Origin of the sequence: Flavihumibacter sp. UBA7668 (genome assembly GCF_002483205.1) — a bacterium.
Taxonomy (GTDB): domain Bacteria; phylum Bacteroidota; class Bacteroidia; order Chitinophagales; family Chitinophagaceae; genus Flavihumibacter.
Genome location: NZ_DLHM01000003.1, coordinates 272,464 through 286,997, shown reverse-complemented (window position 1 = coordinate 286,997; position 14,534 = coordinate 272,464). Strand labels below are relative to the sequence as shown.

Below are 14,534 nucleotides of genomic sequence, written 5' to 3'. Positions count from 1 at the left end.
GTTTAATTTTTTTGCACTGCCCAGGATTTTCTTGAAATTAAGCAATGTAAATTAGTAGAAAATTCGATGACTACTATTCAACTTATATTAATTGGTCTGGCAATCATCGGTTTTCTTCCACTGCTTATTATTATTTATAAGCGCCGGCTGGTTAAACGAATTCTCACAACCGGCGCGCTTGCAAAAGCAGAAGTGTATTCAATCAGACTGGCACACAAAAGTTCCGTTGATATAGTTTGGTATCGATTTGTTCCAACTAATGCGCGTGTATATTGTACCGGTTCTCTCACTACAAAAATCGGGAGGTACAAACAGGGCGATTTACTGGATGTTTATTATCTGCCGGAGAATCCCAAACGTAATACCGTGGAAGGTGCCTGGAAATCGGCCGGTTTTCTTTGGTTTGGAATTCTGATTGCTGCTTTTATACTTTTTGCTGTTTATAAAATAAATCAGGAAGTAGCAGCAGGGCACATGTAATGGTATTATTCTCTAAATAACTGGTTGATTTTTTTTGCATGCTTCACCGGAGCTTCTGCAAGAATAGCTGCAATCAGGTCTTCGCTGGTTGGCGCTGCATACGGGTAGCGGTGTGTTTCCAGAAATTTTCGTAGTGCTGTATTGATTTTTTCTTCTCCAATCAATTGGTATAATTCATACATAACTACCGCGCCCTTGTAATAGGCCAATGCCGCATTTTCGGGTTGCACTTTATAGAGTGCTTCGTTTTCGATGGTCCATCTTTCCCGGTCATAAAAAAGCTGAAACATTTGCACGGCTTCTTTCATTACGCCTTCTCCCTGTTTCTGTTTTATCAGCATGATTTCTGTATACATGGCCAGGGTTTCCGTCAGCAGCTGTGCACCTTCTTTATCAGCCGGATTCAATTGAAAAGTACCCCACCATTCATGAGCCAGTTCATGGGAGGCCAGCTCGTTGATGACATCCCTGGTTTTGTCTTTGCGCAGATCGGCATGGTAACTGCCCGTTTCTGTCATAAAGATGGTACCCGGATAAGCTGTTGCATTAAATCCGGAGGTGAAGCCGGAGATTTCAGCATAGGTGATGCTGCGATACGGATAGGGACTGAAATTTTTATTGCAATAATCCAGTGTACGTTTGCTTTCTTCAATCAGACTGGCAGCATTTTCCTGATGCGTTGGGTGATAGAATACAATTAATTCAATTCCTTTATAGGTTTCTTCCAGCACTTCATAACGGGCAGATGAAAACCCAAATCGAAAGGGAATACGGTACTGGGAATTGAAATGAAAATAAGATCGCTTGTTGTGGGTCCAGCTTTTTATCAATTGCCCGGTTCCTGCTACCTGTTGGTCTGAATTGGTACTCACCACTGCATCCAATACTATGCCTGTTGGAAATTGAATGGTCTCGCTGCTGTCTTCCAGTTTTTTTAGTTCGGTTGCTGCTCCCAAACCGGCATCCTTTCGGTCTGCTTCCGCCTCCAGCTCATTGCCTGCCTGATAACCAAACTGTGGATAATATCGGCTGATTCGCATAAAGCTCCCGTTTTCTGTAATTGCGTTGAAGGATACATGTTGGTTATAAGCTTTCCAGGAATACTGTAATTGGAACTGCAGGGTAAGGGAGTCGCCGGGTTGCAGCGGACGATTTAGCTGATATCGCCAATGGCCATTTTCTTTATCTTTTTCCAGCAGGGTTGCGTTCTCCAGTTGCAGGGTGTCTGCCTGCATCATCGGATCAAGGTAGAGCAGCAGACTGTCGATTGTTTTCCGCGCCTGGTTAACCAATTGATAGCTGCCCTCAATACTGTACCTGTTTTCATTGGGGAAGAGATCTATTGCTGTTGTTACACTGCGAATAACAGGTTGTGGGAGATCCTGGTAGCTACGGTATTTTTTTTCATAGTTCGCCTGCCAGTTTATTCTGTCTTTTTTGGTTAAGTGGTTCGTTTCCTGAAGAATGGGCCAGCCGGTAATGGATAGTACCAGAATAGCAGCTATGGGTGTCATTAATCCCCACCTGCTTATCTTTCTTTGTTTGCTTTTCCATTGCAGAATTAACCAACTGATTAGTACTGTTACACCGGTCCAGAAGAGCATGCTGTTTAAAAATACCTGCCAGTAAGCGCCGTATCCGTTCATATCGGAATAATGTGGCAGATTAACTTTTGCAAATTGTGTAAGTGGATGTTCCAGGCCGATTTGCCGGCCAACCTTACTTTGTGTTATCAATAAAAAAAACGCCGCTGCCAAAATACCCGGATATTTATTATTGGTTGCTAACTGAATCGCAACAACCATAGCCGCACATAAAATAGCTGGCCAGGCGATGGATACGAATAGGGTTGAATACAATTTCCAATTGATTTCGCTGTATTGAAAGCCAAGCTGAAAACTGATTCCTATCAGTAAGGAGAAGAAAACCAAACAAAGCACCAGACTGTTTAATACCATCCATACAGCAAATAGACTGCTCCCGAAGGAAAGAGGCGTGGATTGTTCCAGTGCTTCCATTTTCAGTTCCCTGCTTTTCCAGAGCAATAGTTGGCTGTAAAACAGGAGGGCAATTAACGTGAAGGTTGGTAGTGTTTGGGAGATTCGGTTAACCATGAGAGTGGTACTGGCGTATCGCTGTGGTAATCGGATGCCGGCTTCTATTTCACTATAAATTTCAATGCCCAGAAAAAAGCCAAAGAGCAGTAATAAAATAAGCAATGCCCTGCTTTTAAAAACCAGTCGCATGCCCATTTTCCATTGTATTAAAAAGGTCGTCCACCAATAAGGAAGGGCTTGGGTTTTTTCTGTTATTGGGACATACGGTATTCCTTTTGCTATCGAGCTATCTTCTTCGGCTGCGACCCTTTTTTTTGTATCTGATGGCAGCCTGAATTTGAAACGGTTGATTCCAATCCATACCAATCCGCAGGAAAAAATAAGATACAGGATCCGGTTGATAAGAAAATTTCCTTCGGGTAGTATCAGGTTGGTATTGCGTTCTGCTACGGTCCAGTCCTGGGTCTGTTCAAAAAAGCCGGCCATCCCAAAAGGGTCGAGTAAGGCAGCCAGCGACATGGATTCGGCTGAAACAGGAGATGCATTGGCAAACAGAGGCGAATCGGTTAAGAGTCCCACTACCATGTAAAGAATATAGGTTCCCAATCCGGCCATATACACCAGGAGAGGTTTTTTGGTTAGCAGGGCTACCGATCCCACCAGGGCTGCACAAAAAACGATGGTTGGAACAACCAATGTTAAATAGGGAGTGATATAATTCAGCAATTGAAAGGGACCAAATCTTATGGTGTCATGGCTTCTCAGTAAATGGCCGATCATCCAGCCACATGTGAATAAAAAATAACTGAGGCAGGTAATGCCCACCACCAATAACCAACGGCTGAGTAAGAAGGCAGGTTTGTTTAGCGGATGTGCATAGAGTACGGTTTCAAATCCATTTTCTTTTTCTCTGAAAAATACCTGTACTGTCAACAGCGTAACAATAAAAATATTTACCAATGAAACAATGCCTGTCAGATAGGTGATGACCCAGGGAGAATTTGTATAGAGTCCGGCGAAACTAAACTGCATGATATAGCTTGCCAGTATGCCGGTTAGTAGCGGCAATAGGGCCAATAGCAAGAACCAGGTTCGGCTATAATAAAAGCGGGCTTCTGAAGGGAGATAGGTGTTAAGCATGGGAGTTGGAATTGCGCAGGTTAGAAAAATAGATATCTTCCAACAGTGGTTCAGTAGCTTCAAAACCCGCTGCCGGCTGCTGTTCTGCAAGAACCCGGATGGTTAATTGTCCCGCATTCAGTTGAGTATATAAGACAGAGAAAGCTGTCTTATATTCATTCAATTGTTTTTTATCGATTGTTTTTCTCCAGATTTTTCCGCTGATGGTTTGAATAAAATCTTCTGGTGATCCTTGTGCAACTAGCTCACCCTGGATAAGAATGGCCATATTGGTACAAAGGCTTTTCACATCCTCCACAATATGAGTAGATAGCACTACAATGATTTGTTCTCCCAGTTCACTCAGCAGGTTATTAAAGCGATTGCGTTCTTCCGGATCCAATCCGGCGGTGGGTTCATCTACCAGGATCAGTTCAGGGTTTCCCAACAATGCCTGCGCAATGCCGAAACGCTGGCGCATGCCTCCTGAAAAACTAAACACGTCCTGTTTTCTTTTATCATAGAGATTGACTTTCTGCAAGAGCGCCAGTACCTGTTCTTTTCTGCCGGCTTTTGGAATGCCTTTTAATACAGCCAGATAATCGAGTAATTCCAGAGCGGATATATTGGGGTAAACACCAAAATCCTGTGGCAGGAAACCGAGTCGTTGTTTGATATAGTGGGGATCGGTTAGAATATCTGTTTCATTAAAATGAATGGTGCCGGAGCTGGCGGTTTCCAATCCGGCTATTATTTTCATCAGGCTGGATTTGCCGGCGCCGTTTGGTCCGAGTAGTCCGAATAAACCCGGACCGATGTTAAGGTTGATATTTTGCAGTGCTTCTATTCCATTGGAATAGGTTTTGTTCAATTGGTTGATTTGTAGTGTGGGCATGGTAATGTGTTTAGTTGGGGCAATAGGGTGTCTGTCCCCGTTAGGAGAGCAAAAAATTCGTATGATAAATTAGTTAGGTTTCGGAGGGCTGGTATTCGAGGATATCACCCGGCTGACAATCCAGTGCCTGGCAGATGGCTTCCAGGGTTTCAAATCGGATACCTTTGGCTTTACCTGTTTTTAAGATGGATAAATTAGCCTGCGTTATGCCCAGCAATTCTGCCAGGTGTTTACTCTGCATCTTACGCTTGGCCAGCATCACATCGATATTTACAATTATGGGCATAAGTCAGATATATAGGTCCTGTTCTTTTTGTAATTGAAGTCCCTGACGAAAGATAGCTGCTAAGAAATAGGCAAACACACCAACCACCGCATGCAATAAAACCAATGCAACGGCATCTGCTTCCAGGGTGTCGAACAGCAGGGTGGCAATCACATGAAGTAGGGGTAATAGAAAATTCGCCAGATAAAAATTTCTAAGGTGACGAACCCCGTTATCCGTAAACAAGCGGGGTTGAAAGAAAACGCGGAATACATTTCCCAAAAGCCAGCAGAATAGAAAGTACCAGAAAATGACAGAAAGGAAATACAGAAAGATATAGCTGGCATTGTAATCGCCGTTCAGCATATGTTTTTCAGAAAAGGGATAATTGACGGAGAAATACTGACCATTTTCTCTAAGTTCCAAGCCCCAGCCGGTACTTAGAGCGATTGCAGACAAAAGAAAAAAGGCACCATAGAGCAGGGCCATCAATCTTGAAAAATAGAAGAGCAGCTTGGAAATAAGACGGGTGGCTTGCATAACTAATCCTTGAATTTATACTGCAAATATGCAATTAATTATTGTAAAACAATAATTATTCATGAAAATTAACTGGTTCCGTCCGGCCGGTCACCTAACCTGTTCCTACAACCCACCCTTTTGGATAAGCGTTCCGGATGCAGTAAATTTGAATTAAATGAGTAGTAAATGGAAGAATTGATTTTTATGGTTGAAGAAAGTCCGGAGGGTGGTTATACAGCTAAGGGTGTAGGTCTATCAATTTATACACAGGGAGATACGCTGGAGTTATTGAAAGCTTCGGTAATTGATGCAGTACGTTGTCATTTTGATGATGCTAAAAAAAGGATAGTTCGCCTGCACATTGTTCGTGAAGAAGTAATAGCTGCATGAAAAGGCGGGAAGTCATATCCGGCTGACTACTGAACAGAATGGTCAGCATCATATCACGATACCACATCATGATCCGCTTAAGATTGGTACATTATCTGCGATCCTTTCGGATATAGCAACTCATTTTGGTAAAAGCAGGGATGCACTCGTTCAGGATCTTTTTGGATAAAATATTTTAAAACAGTTTGACTATTTTAGCCATGCGGAAAAAATCGCAAAAAATGAAAGCTATATATGCTCTGGTACAGGATGATATTGAGCGGGAAGAAGGTCGCATTGATTTAGAGCAGTACAATAAAGAATTAGCTGAAGCTGAAGATGAATTTACTAATGGTGATTCTATTAGTAATGTGGAGATGAAAAAGCAAATTAAGCAATGGCACGCTAGTAAGGAGTCGTAGAAGGAAGAACGAACTATATTATGAAAGGATCCATTTCAAGAAAAGAGTTTATCAAAAACTCTTCGGTATTACTGGCTGGCGCGGGTAGTGGTTTTGCAACTGACAGGTGGCCGGTAACTTCATCCGAATCGAATCAAGATAAGGGACAATCCCTGGTATTAAAAAATGTGCGACTCGAAACCGGATTTGAATGGGCTGGACAGGATGTGGCGGCTACCAAAACGGACCTGTTTTCTGTAGAATGCAGAGAGGGGAAATTTTTTAAAATAGGACCCAACACGAACAGCGCAAAGGCAGTAGATGCAAAGAATCACCTGATGCTGCCATCCTTCAAAGACCTGCATATTCATCTGGATAAAACTTTTTATGGTGGTCTCTGGAAAGCCAGGATCCGTAAAAACAGAACGGTGAAGGATATGATTGCAATGGAAGAAGAGATGCTTCCGGAAATGCTGAAGACCTCTACCTATCGGGCTGAAAAGATGATTGAATTGTTGCAATCAAAAGGAACAGCTTTTGCAAGAAGTCATGTCAATATTGAACCAACCTCAGCGTTGCAGTCGCTACGCAATCTTCAAAAGGCATTAGAGAATAAGAAGCAGGGATTTGGTGCAGAGCTGGTAGCATTTCCGCAACATGGACTTTATTACCGTGATTCCACATCATTGATGAAAGAAGCCGCGCAATCGGGAATCGATTTTATAGGCGGATTGGATCCGGCATCCATTGATGGAAATATCAACCGTACAATGGATTTTACCGTGCAACTGGCATTGGATTATGATAAGGGAATCGATATTCATTTGCATGAGGGTGGGGCAGATGGATTGCAGGTGGTGAATTATCTGATTGATCGGGTGAATGAAAATCCTGCATTAAAAAACCGGACCTGGTTAAGTCATTGTTTTGTGTTGGCATCGCTGGATAGCAATCAACAGGAAGCTATAGCCGAAAAGCTGGCGGCAGCCGGAATTGGTATAGCCTCCACCATACCGATGGGTCGTTCGCAGATGCCCCTTCCCACTTTGTTAAAACACGGGGTTCAGGTAGTAACCGGCAATGACAGCATCATTGATCACTGGAATAGTTTTGGTACCGGCAGTGTATTGCAAAAGGCCAATCTGATGGCGCAGTTATATGGGATGGTAACCGAGCTGGAGCTTTCCCAATCGTTAAGTCTGGCTACCGCCGGCATTACACCCCTCAACCGAAAAGGCGAGCAGCAATGGCCCAAACCTGGCGACGAAGCCAGTTTTGTATTGATAGATGCCAGTTGTTCCGCAGAAGCAGTGGCGAGGGTATCGACGGTGAGGAGATTGGTTTATAAGGGCGTGATGATCTATTAGATATCTGGAACTCCACCTGTTTGGTTAAGCCCATTTAAAAAAATAAATTTGAGTATAAATCGATACGCCATGTTTGGAGAAGCAAAAAAACTACACCTTATTGAAGAGATCTTAAAGATTGAGGATGCTGCGCTGCTGGCGGAGGTGGAGACGGTTATCGCCAAAAGCAAATTGCATGCTGTTGGTCGCAGAAGTTTTACTTCTTTTGCCGGCATGTGGACAAAGGAAGAAGCGGATGAACTGGAAAAGACAATAGCTGAAGGTTGTGAACAAATCCACCCTGATGAATGGAAGTAAATGCCTGCTGGACACCAGCGTGATTATTCATACGTTTAGAGAGAATAATGATGTATCGGCGAATCCAGACACGCAAACTGCTTTTTGCCACCGACAAACATTTTAAGGAAGTGGAGGGAATCGTGTTTTTTGGCACTTCGTGATTAACTGCTTATTCTTTAAGATCCCGGAAAGAAAGTTAGAATATGTATGGATTGATTATGATGATAGCGGGAGAGTTTTCTCATATAACACATATGTAAACGACAACTTAACTGGGGAATCAATTGATTATTTTGTGGATGGCGCAATCTCATTCTATGATAAAGAAAAGATTGCAGAGAAAGGTAGCTTTAAGGCAAATCATTTTTCGTAACACAGGAGCTGAAAGTCTCTCCGTCTTCAACTAATACAGCTGCATGAAATCACTGGTCATTTTTTTTATCTCTTTCTTTTTGTCAGACACTAATTCAGCATTTGATCAAATGGATAAAATCAATAAATCCTTATTACAGGCAGTACGGGACCGGAATATTGGAAAAGCAAAGGAGCTGTTGAAATTGGGTGCAAATGTCAATTATCAAAATGAACAATTGGACAGTCCATTTTTGTTATCAGGCGCCTTGGGTTATACAGAATTCGTGCAATTGTTTCTGGACAACGGAGCCCGCTTTGATGTTTTTAATCGGTATAATGGAACTGCGTTAATACCTGCCTGTGAACGTGGGCATATTGAAACTGTTCGGTTACTGGCGAATACGAAAGGGTTTCCCATCAACCATGTAAACCGGCTTGGATGGACAGCGCTGATGGAAGCTGTAGTACTTGGAGATGGAAGTTCAAAATATGTCACCATTGTTGAAATTTTAGTAGCTGCCGGTTGCGATCGATCTATACCGGATAAGAATGGGGTTACTGCTTTGAAACACGCCAGGAAGTCTGGCTATAAGGAAATAGTACGGATACTGGAAAGGTAGTATTCAATAGGATAGTAGTGGACTCGATTTTCCAATAAAAAGGAGTAGGTAATCCATTTAGATAAGTATTTTAAACAGTAAATTTGAATCAAAAGGAAGTTGTTATGGGAGCTGTAAAACTGATTGATAAAGAAATTACGCAATACCTCGAGATCTAGACCCAAAAAAACCACGACTTAAGCAGTTAGATTGAGATTTATTTTTGATTCAAGTTGCTATCTAAAAAAAGGAATTTGAGCACACTGGTTTTATGTCAATGATAAAAGATACTATCGTAGATTTAAATACAATAATATAAGATTTGACTACAATTGCTTCCCTGTTAATTATGAGTTTTGTAATTCGATTTGAAAAAAACAGACAAAATGAAAATTACGATTACAGGCTCGTTAGGACACATTGGGAAAGAGCTAACCCACAATTTAGTAAAAAATGGGCATCATGTATCAGTTGTCACAAGTACTGCCGATAGGCAAAAAGACATTGAAGCACTAGGAGCAAAGGCTGCAATTGGCTCTGTTGAAGATGTTGATTTTCTCAGACAGACTTTCAAAGGGGCAGATTTAGTTTACACAATGGTTCCTTCAAATTATTTTGCAGAACCAGATATAAGGGAGTACTATCGTAAAATTGGCAACAATTATGCTCAAGCCATTAAGCAAGCTGGTGTAAAGCGATTGGTTAATTTAAGTAGTTATGGGGCTCATCTGGATAAAGGCACAGGTAATATTTTAGGGGCACATTATGTTGAAAATAGTTTGAATGAACTCAAAGATGCAGCTATTACTCATATTCGTCCTACTTATTTCTATTACAATTTGCTAAATCTGATTCCTATGATAAAAGATACAGGGATAATTTTTGCAAATTATGGAGGCGACCAAAAATTTGAAATGGTTTCGCCTATTGATATTGCATCAGCTATTACTGAAGAAATAGAATCAGCACCAGTTCAAAGAAAAGTGAGATATGTTTCAAGTGACGAACTTACAGGAAACGAAATTGCAAATATTTTAGGTGAAGCAATTGGCAAGCCAGATTTGAAATGGAATGTTATATCTGATGAAGAAGCCCTCAAAGGCTACAGAGATATTGGTTTTCCTGAACTGCTTTCTATAAATCTTGTCAATATGTTTTCAAGTCTTCATCAAGGTAAATTGGCTGAACATTACAAACTAAACAAACCTGAAGTGTTAGGAAAAGTAAAATTTAAAGATTTTGCTAAAGACTTTGTTACTGCATATAACAAACTTTAAAATTTCATAATGAAACACATACAGCCTCATCGCATTAAAACCATCAGCGAATATCATAAACATCGGGGATTGCCAAAGCCCGAACATCCGTTGGTCAGTGTTATACATTTTGATGAATTGGAACACTTAAATAGTTTGGGAACAAGCTTCGTATTTGATTTTTATTCCATTGCATTAAAAAGAAACTTTGATGCAAAAGTGAAGTATAAATACGGACAACAAAGCTATGATTTTGATGAGGGGGTTATGTTTTTTATTTCGCCCAATCAAGTTTTTTCAATAGAAACTGATGGGAACTATAAGCTTTCAGGATGGATGTTGCTTATCCATCCTGATTTTTTTTCGCAGACCGCTTTGGCTAAATCAATAAAGCAGTACGAGTATTTTAGTTATTCCGCAAATGAAGCCTTGCATCTTTCTGATAAAGAAGAAGCAATTGTTGTAAATATTTTCAAAAGTATTCAGCAAGAATATCATTCCAATATTGATAAATTCAGTCAACAGCTTATCATTTCACAAATTGAATTTTTACTCATTTATTCTGATAGATTCTATCATCGACAATTCATAACCCGAAAAATAAATGGTCATCAAATTTTAATCCGGTTAGAACAACTACTAAAAGAACTTTTTGAAAATGGCAAAATGCTGGAAAATGGCTTGCCAACTGTACAATATATAGCACAGGCTTTAAATGTATCTCCAAACTATTTGAGCAGTTTACTTAAGCAATTGACTGGAGAAAGCACACAACAGCATATTCAAAACAAATTAGTTGAAAAAGCAAAAGAAAAACTTGCGACAACAGATTTGTCGATTAGTGAAATTGCGTATCAATTAGGTTTTGAGTATCCACAATCATTTAGCAAAATCTTCAAGTCAAAAACTAATTTTTCACCGCTACAATTTAGGCAATCATTCAATTGAAATCTAGCCTGTAGGATTTCCATCGATGTCTATTGGACTTTTGAGGGTGTTGAGAAGCGATGCATCAAAAAGATACTACTACCAAAAAATACTTGAGACTTCATATTGGCGTATAATCGGATTAGTGCATAATCATAAAAGCCAGTCAACCTATTAACTTCGTCACGTTTTTGATACCTCATGTGTCTTATATAGAATCAAAAGGTATCGAATTTTAAAATGAGAGAAAATAGGGTCTTACTATATTTGCTGTTCTGGCTTTTTTTTAATATGTCGTATTTTTCCACCTGGGCACAGATAGCTATTGAAATCAGTGCAGGTCATTCGGGCTACTATTATCAGCATGCTTTTAAAGGGCAATTCTATACGGAAAAATCTTTAGGTTTCTTTCATACCTCTTCCGTTCTGATACCTTATGACAAAAAACGGGGCAATGAAATCATGAGCCAGTCATACCTTACCTATGCGCTGAGTAAATACTGGACTTCCGGAATCGGCTCAATCTTCACCCCGCTGAGCCGGGTAAGGCCATCTGTATTCTTTCAGTATTTCAAGAGTGGAAAAACAACATCTGTATTGTTTTACCCGAGAATGGACATCTGGTCTGACCCTAATGTCGAACTTATGGGATTTATTGAATATTTAGGAGTCGCAAACAGACCTGTAAACCTGTATGCCCGGTTTCAGTATATGACAACATGGAACCGGAAAGGACATAGCCGGAGTTATCAATATACAAGATTGGGCGTGGATACCGCAGATTTACAGTTCGGATTGTCGGTACAATTTGATCAGTACGGGCCAATGGCTACGCACTATAACAACGTTGGACTTTTTCTACGACGGTTATTCTAACAGTATAAAAAAGGTATGAAACAGAAAATATTTAATACACAAAACGATTATACCGGTTTGATCATTCGCCTGGCCATAGGCATCGTTATGTGGCCACATGGAGCACGGGCTATGCTGGGCTTATGCCTGGCTCTGTTAATTCAGGGAAGTGGAAAATACGCACTCGATAATTTGATATCGACCAAAACACAAATTTATAAATAGAAGTAACCTTAATTAGTAAAAACGGATTAAGTGATGAAACATACAAACAGGCTGAACAACTTTTTGATAAAAATCAAAGTTGAGAAAGCCAACTTGCCGGTTTCTACAAACGATGTGTAAATTTTATAAAAATGCAGAATTACTACAATAAACTTCTGACCTATGCCTACAACATCGTTGGTTCTTACGAGGATGCCAGAGATGTGGTGCAGGATGTGCTGGAAAAATATATTACGCTGGATAAATCAAACATCCGTCACGAATCAAACTATTTAATTAAAAGTACTATTAATCATTCTATCAATTTTAAGACCCGTCAGAATAAAAAAGAAGTTTTTGGTGAGTGGCTACCCGAACCTGTTTCGTTTGAGAATGCCGATACAAAACTTATCAGGGACGAAACCGCAAGCTATACCTTACTTGTCTTGTTCGAGCACCTTACACCGAAAGAAAGAGCTGCTTTTATACTGAAGGAAGGATTCAATTATTCGCATGCTGAAATTGCCGAATTGCTTGATATTAGTACGGAAAATTCACGACAGCTATTAAGCAGGGCGAACAAACAATTGAAGAGCGCCAAATTTTTACCGGATAAACCCAATTCCAGGACTACTGAAATATTAGGGAAGTATCAGGCAGCCTTGGCCCAGGCTGATATCCGGGAATTAGAACACCTATTGGTCAGCGACATAAAACTGAATGCGGATGGCGGAACTAAAGTTCAAGTGGTTAAAGGAACAGAAATGGGAAGGACGGCTACTGCTACACTATTGATTTATGTGCAGCAACAATTTTTGATGGACAAAGAAGTCACCTTTCAATTGTTAAATCACCAACCGGCAATTTGCTTCTGGGAAAATGAAAAATTACATAATTGCCATATTCTTCAATTAAACAGCGATGGGTTGATCCAGGAAGTGTATTCTATTGTTGACCCTGAAAAACTAAAAAATCTCAACAAGCTGTCACCTATTTAATACCTGACCTGTCTTTCATAAAAGGATAAATCGATGAAAACACTTTTGCGAATTGACAGTAGCATGCGTCTAAAAAACTCCTATAGCCGAAGAATAGGAGATAATTTTGTTCAGGAATGGAAAATAAGGAACCCGGATGGTAAAGTCAAACACCGGGAAGTAGGTACTTGCTTTATTCCGCACCTCGACCAGGCATTATTTGAGGAATTTCATATTGATCAAAACCCGTCAGAGAAAATAAGATTGTCTGATGAATTAATCGCAGAATTATTTGAATGTGATGAAATCCTTATCACGGTTCCGATGTACAACTTTGGCATACCCTCTTCATTAAAAGCGTATATCGATCTTGTAGTGCGGACCGGTAAAACATTTCGCTACGAAGATAAACCCATAGGATTACTAAAGAACAAAAAAGCATACATTCTGTCATCTATGGGCGATATAAAGACGGATGCCCTAAGCTTTGTGGAAATGCACCTGCAACAAGTTTTAAACTATATAGGCATAAAGGATATTTATTTTTATTCGCTAGATGGCACAGCGGATGAAAACTATGCCACAAAACAACTCCATAATCAGATTACATCATTTAATAATAGTATAAATAATAGATAATATGGAACAGGTAAAAACAGCCGTAGAAGCATTTGTAAAAGCTGGTGATAACCGTAACACAGCAGTTCTTGAGGATATCTTGCATTCCGATTTTCAGAATATCCAGGATGGCTTCTTTGATAAAACAGGAATTTTTGTATTCTCAAAAAAAGACTACATCGATCTCATCCGTACGGAAAAGTTTGGAGGTAGTCCAAGAAGTATCGAATACCACTCTGTCAAACAAGCCGGAAATCTCGCTATTGTGCAGGTGACACTGGAAAGCCTATACCTAATCTTTCACTCATTAATAGTGTGTGTACTTATTAATGGGCATTGGAAAATAATAACCAACACACCTGCGATAGAAGTAAAATAGCGAAGAATAACCCTGTCAACTTATTCTCTCTTAACCAGCCGGACCAATTGTTATTTTCTTTGGAATCTCCTGCCCATTTTCTTTTGCCTGTTTAACCTGCTGATAGTAGAGCTGTATCAGGCTCGTATATAATTTATTGCGCGTAACATTTAGGAAGAGTTGAGCAGCATCTCTTTTTGCCGGATCATCAATAATATCATGCGCTAAATCATTGGCGGTTGCCATCAGCTGGTTATTCTGCAATTGTTTCTCCGTTCGCTTTTTTCGCTTATCCCTTTGCGGGAGCATGCAGATCACGGTTTTGTTGCCATATCTCTTTAATACAAACTGATCGCCCAATTTGCCGCTAAAATCCTTCAGAATGGAGGTTGTACTACTTGCCATAGGTGTAAAGGTTTGGTTTATCTTCTTAAGATAGGTAATGAAAGCTTTATGTCATAGGCTTAATTGACAAATTAATGAGTTTTTAATGGGTATAAATTGGTTTTAAACCCTATATAAACCCAATAAATACCCTATAAAAACCCTAAAAATACCCTATAAAGATGCAGACATAGCATATACTTCACTGGTTGGTAATAGAACATTGGGTAAAGCAGGTATCGCTCCTA

General features: G+C 40.1%; 19 protein-coding genes. 14 read left to right on the top strand and 5 right to left on the bottom strand.

All coding sequences use genetic code 11. The features are described from left to right. Window positions 1-66: 66 nt before the first annotated feature. Window positions 67-480, top strand: a complete 414-nt coding sequence (locus B2746_RS07035; RefSeq protein WP_290792151.1) for a DUF3592 domain-containing protein — start codon at window positions 67-69, stop codon at window positions 478-480. A gap of 5 nt (window positions 481-485) precedes the next feature. Here the strand turns inward: B2746_RS07035 and B2746_RS07030 are convergent, their stop codons facing one another. The 4 genes from B2746_RS07030 to B2746_RS07015 all read right to left on the bottom strand — a co-directional run bounded on the left by B2746_RS07030 (window position 486) and on the right by B2746_RS07015 (window position 5,356). Further along, window positions 486-3,677: an ABC transporter permease/M1 family aminopeptidase gene (locus tag B2746_RS07030; RefSeq protein ID WP_290792150.1), complete on the bottom strand. Its 3,192-nt coding sequence runs from the start codon at window positions 3,675-3,677 to the stop codon at window positions 486-488. Then, on the bottom strand, window positions 3,670-4,551 hold the full coding sequence (locus tag B2746_RS07025; RefSeq protein ID WP_290792149.1) for an ABC transporter ATP-binding protein: 882 nt from the start codon (window positions 4,549-4,551) through the stop codon (window positions 3,670-3,672). Before B2746_RS07025 ends, B2746_RS07030 begins: the two co-directional genes overlap by 8 nt. A 73-nt stretch (window positions 4,552-4,624) precedes the next feature. Next, the gene (locus B2746_RS07020) at window positions 4,625-4,837 is read right to left on the bottom strand and encodes a helix-turn-helix domain-containing protein (protein WP_290792148.1); all 213 of its coding nucleotides are present in this window, start codon (window positions 4,835-4,837) and stop codon (window positions 4,625-4,627) included. A 3-nt stretch (window positions 4,838-4,840) separates the two neighbouring features. Further along, window positions 4,841-5,356, bottom strand: a complete 516-nt coding sequence (locus tag B2746_RS07015) for a DUF2975 domain-containing protein (RefSeq protein WP_290792147.1) — start codon at window positions 5,354-5,356, stop codon at window positions 4,841-4,843. Window positions 5,357-5,524: 168 nt separating this feature from the next. Here B2746_RS07015 and B2746_RS07010 point away from each other — a divergent pair, with 168 nt between their 5' ends. The 13 genes from B2746_RS07010 (at window position 5,525) to B2746_RS06955 (ending at window position 13,923) form a co-directional block, all read left to right on the top strand. Next, a complete protein-coding gene (locus B2746_RS07010) occupies window positions 5,525-5,728 on the top strand; it encodes a hypothetical protein (RefSeq protein ID WP_290792146.1) in 204 nt (67 codons plus the stop codon). Further along, the gene (locus B2746_RS22755) at window positions 5,721-5,897 is read left to right on the top strand and encodes a type II toxin-antitoxin system HicA family toxin (RefSeq protein ID WP_349680607.1); all 177 of its coding nucleotides are present in this window, start codon (window positions 5,721-5,723) and stop codon (window positions 5,895-5,897) included. The genes B2746_RS07010 and B2746_RS22755 overlap by 8 nt, the downstream gene beginning before the upstream one ends. Before the next feature lie 52 nt (window positions 5,898-5,949). Then, a complete protein-coding gene (locus B2746_RS07005; RefSeq protein WP_290792145.1) occupies window positions 5,950-6,129 on the top strand; it encodes a hypothetical protein in 180 nt (59 codons plus the stop codon). A gap of 20 nt (window positions 6,130-6,149) precedes the next feature. Beyond that, window positions 6,150-7,475 (top strand): amidohydrolase, encoded by a 1,326-nt coding sequence (locus B2746_RS07000; RefSeq protein WP_290792144.1) that lies wholly within the window; start codon window positions 6,150-6,152, stop codon window positions 7,473-7,475. Between the two features lie 48 nt (window positions 7,476-7,523). Beyond that, window positions 7,524-7,772: a hypothetical protein gene (locus B2746_RS06995; protein ID WP_290792143.1), complete on the top strand. Its 249-nt coding sequence runs from the start codon at window positions 7,524-7,526 to the stop codon at window positions 7,770-7,772. Between the two features lie 398 nt (window positions 7,773-8,170). Then, the gene (locus B2746_RS06990; protein WP_290792142.1) at window positions 8,171-8,728 is read left to right on the top strand and encodes an ankyrin repeat domain-containing protein; all 558 of its coding nucleotides are present in this window, start codon (window positions 8,171-8,173) and stop codon (window positions 8,726-8,728) included. Between the two features lie 365 nt (window positions 8,729-9,093). After that, on the top strand, window positions 9,094-9,984 hold the full coding sequence (locus tag B2746_RS06985; RefSeq protein ID WP_290792141.1) for an NmrA family NAD(P)-binding protein: 891 nt from the start codon (window positions 9,094-9,096) through the stop codon (window positions 9,982-9,984). A gap of 9 nt (window positions 9,985-9,993) precedes the next feature. Further along, window positions 9,994-10,911, top strand: coding sequence for a helix-turn-helix domain-containing protein (locus B2746_RS06980; protein WP_290792140.1), 918 nt, complete (start codon window positions 9,994-9,996; stop codon window positions 10,909-10,911). Between the two features lie 270 nt (window positions 10,912-11,181). After that, the gene (locus tag B2746_RS06975; protein WP_290792139.1) at window positions 11,182-11,766 is read left to right on the top strand and encodes a hypothetical protein; all 585 of its coding nucleotides are present in this window, start codon (window positions 11,182-11,184) and stop codon (window positions 11,764-11,766) included. Between the two features lie 15 nt (window positions 11,767-11,781). Next, a complete protein-coding gene (locus tag B2746_RS06970) occupies window positions 11,782-11,970 on the top strand; it encodes a hypothetical protein (RefSeq protein WP_290792138.1) in 189 nt (62 codons plus the stop codon). 131 nt (window positions 11,971-12,101) lie between these two features. Beyond that, the gene (locus B2746_RS06965) at window positions 12,102-12,947 is read left to right on the top strand and encodes a sigma-70 family RNA polymerase sigma factor (RefSeq protein ID WP_290792137.1); all 846 of its coding nucleotides are present in this window, start codon (window positions 12,102-12,104) and stop codon (window positions 12,945-12,947) included. A 33-nt stretch (window positions 12,948-12,980) separates the two neighbouring features. Beyond that, window positions 12,981-13,565, top strand: a complete 585-nt coding sequence (locus B2746_RS06960) for an FMN-dependent NADH-azoreductase (protein ID WP_290792136.1) — start codon at window positions 12,981-12,983, stop codon at window positions 13,563-13,565. Window position 13,566: 1 nt separating this feature from the next. Continuing rightward, on the top strand, window positions 13,567-13,923 hold the full coding sequence (locus tag B2746_RS06955) for a nuclear transport factor 2 family protein (RefSeq protein ID WP_290792135.1): 357 nt from the start codon (window positions 13,567-13,569) through the stop codon (window positions 13,921-13,923). A 30-nt stretch (window positions 13,924-13,953) separates the two neighbouring features. Here the strand turns inward: B2746_RS06955 and B2746_RS06950 are convergent, their stop codons facing one another. Beyond that, a complete protein-coding gene (locus B2746_RS06950; protein WP_290792134.1) occupies window positions 13,954-14,307 on the bottom strand; it encodes a hypothetical protein in 354 nt (117 codons plus the stop codon). Window positions 14,308-14,534 lie beyond the last annotated feature (227 nt).

Bases quoted from the DNA above. Each gene is read 5' to 3' on its own strand.
- B2746_RS07035 (WP_290792151.1), top strand. From the start codon at position 67: ATGACTACTATTCAACTTATATTAATTGGTCTGGCAATCATCGGTTTT.
- B2746_RS07030 (WP_290792150.1), bottom strand. From the start codon at position 3,677: ATGCTTAACACCTATCTCCCTTCAGAAGCCCGCTTTTATTATAGCCGA.
- B2746_RS07025 (WP_290792149.1), bottom strand. From the start codon at position 4,551: ATGCCCACACTACAAATCAACCAATTGAACAAAACCTATTCCAATGGA.
- B2746_RS07020 (WP_290792148.1), bottom strand. From the start codon at position 4,837: ATGCCCATAATTGTAAATATCGATGTGATGCTGGCCAAGCGTAAGATG.
- B2746_RS07015 (WP_290792147.1), bottom strand. From the start codon at position 5,356: ATGCAAGCCACCCGTCTTATTTCCAAGCTGCTCTTCTATTTTTCAAGA.
- B2746_RS07010 (WP_290792146.1), top strand. From the start codon at position 5,525: ATGGAAGAATTGATTTTTATGGTTGAAGAAAGTCCGGAGGGTGGTTAT.
- B2746_RS07005 (WP_290792145.1), top strand. From the start codon at position 5,950: ATGAAAGCTATATATGCTCTGGTACAGGATGATATTGAGCGGGAAGAA.
- B2746_RS07000 (WP_290792144.1), top strand. From the start codon at position 6,150: ATGAAAGGATCCATTTCAAGAAAAGAGTTTATCAAAAACTCTTCGGTA.
- B2746_RS06990 (WP_290792142.1), top strand. From the start codon at position 8,171: ATGAAATCACTGGTCATTTTTTTTATCTCTTTCTTTTTGTCAGACACT.
- B2746_RS06985 (WP_290792141.1), top strand. From the start codon at position 9,094: ATGAAAATTACGATTACAGGCTCGTTAGGACACATTGGGAAAGAGCTA.
- B2746_RS06980 (WP_290792140.1), top strand. From the start codon at position 9,994: ATGAAACACATACAGCCTCATCGCATTAAAACCATCAGCGAATATCAT.
- B2746_RS06975 (WP_290792139.1), top strand. From the start codon at position 11,182: ATGTCGTATTTTTCCACCTGGGCACAGATAGCTATTGAAATCAGTGCA.
- B2746_RS06970 (WP_290792138.1), top strand. From the start codon at position 11,782: ATGAAACAGAAAATATTTAATACACAAAACGATTATACCGGTTTGATC.
- B2746_RS06965 (WP_290792137.1), top strand. From the start codon at position 12,102: ATGCAGAATTACTACAATAAACTTCTGACCTATGCCTACAACATCGTT.
- B2746_RS06960 (WP_290792136.1), top strand. From the start codon at position 12,981: ATGAAAACACTTTTGCGAATTGACAGTAGCATGCGTCTAAAAAACTCC.
- B2746_RS06955 (WP_290792135.1), top strand. From the start codon at position 13,567: ATGGAACAGGTAAAAACAGCCGTAGAAGCATTTGTAAAAGCTGGTGAT.
- B2746_RS06950 (WP_290792134.1), bottom strand. From the start codon at position 14,307: ATGGCAAGTAGTACAACCTCCATTCTGAAGGATTTTAGCGGCAAATTG.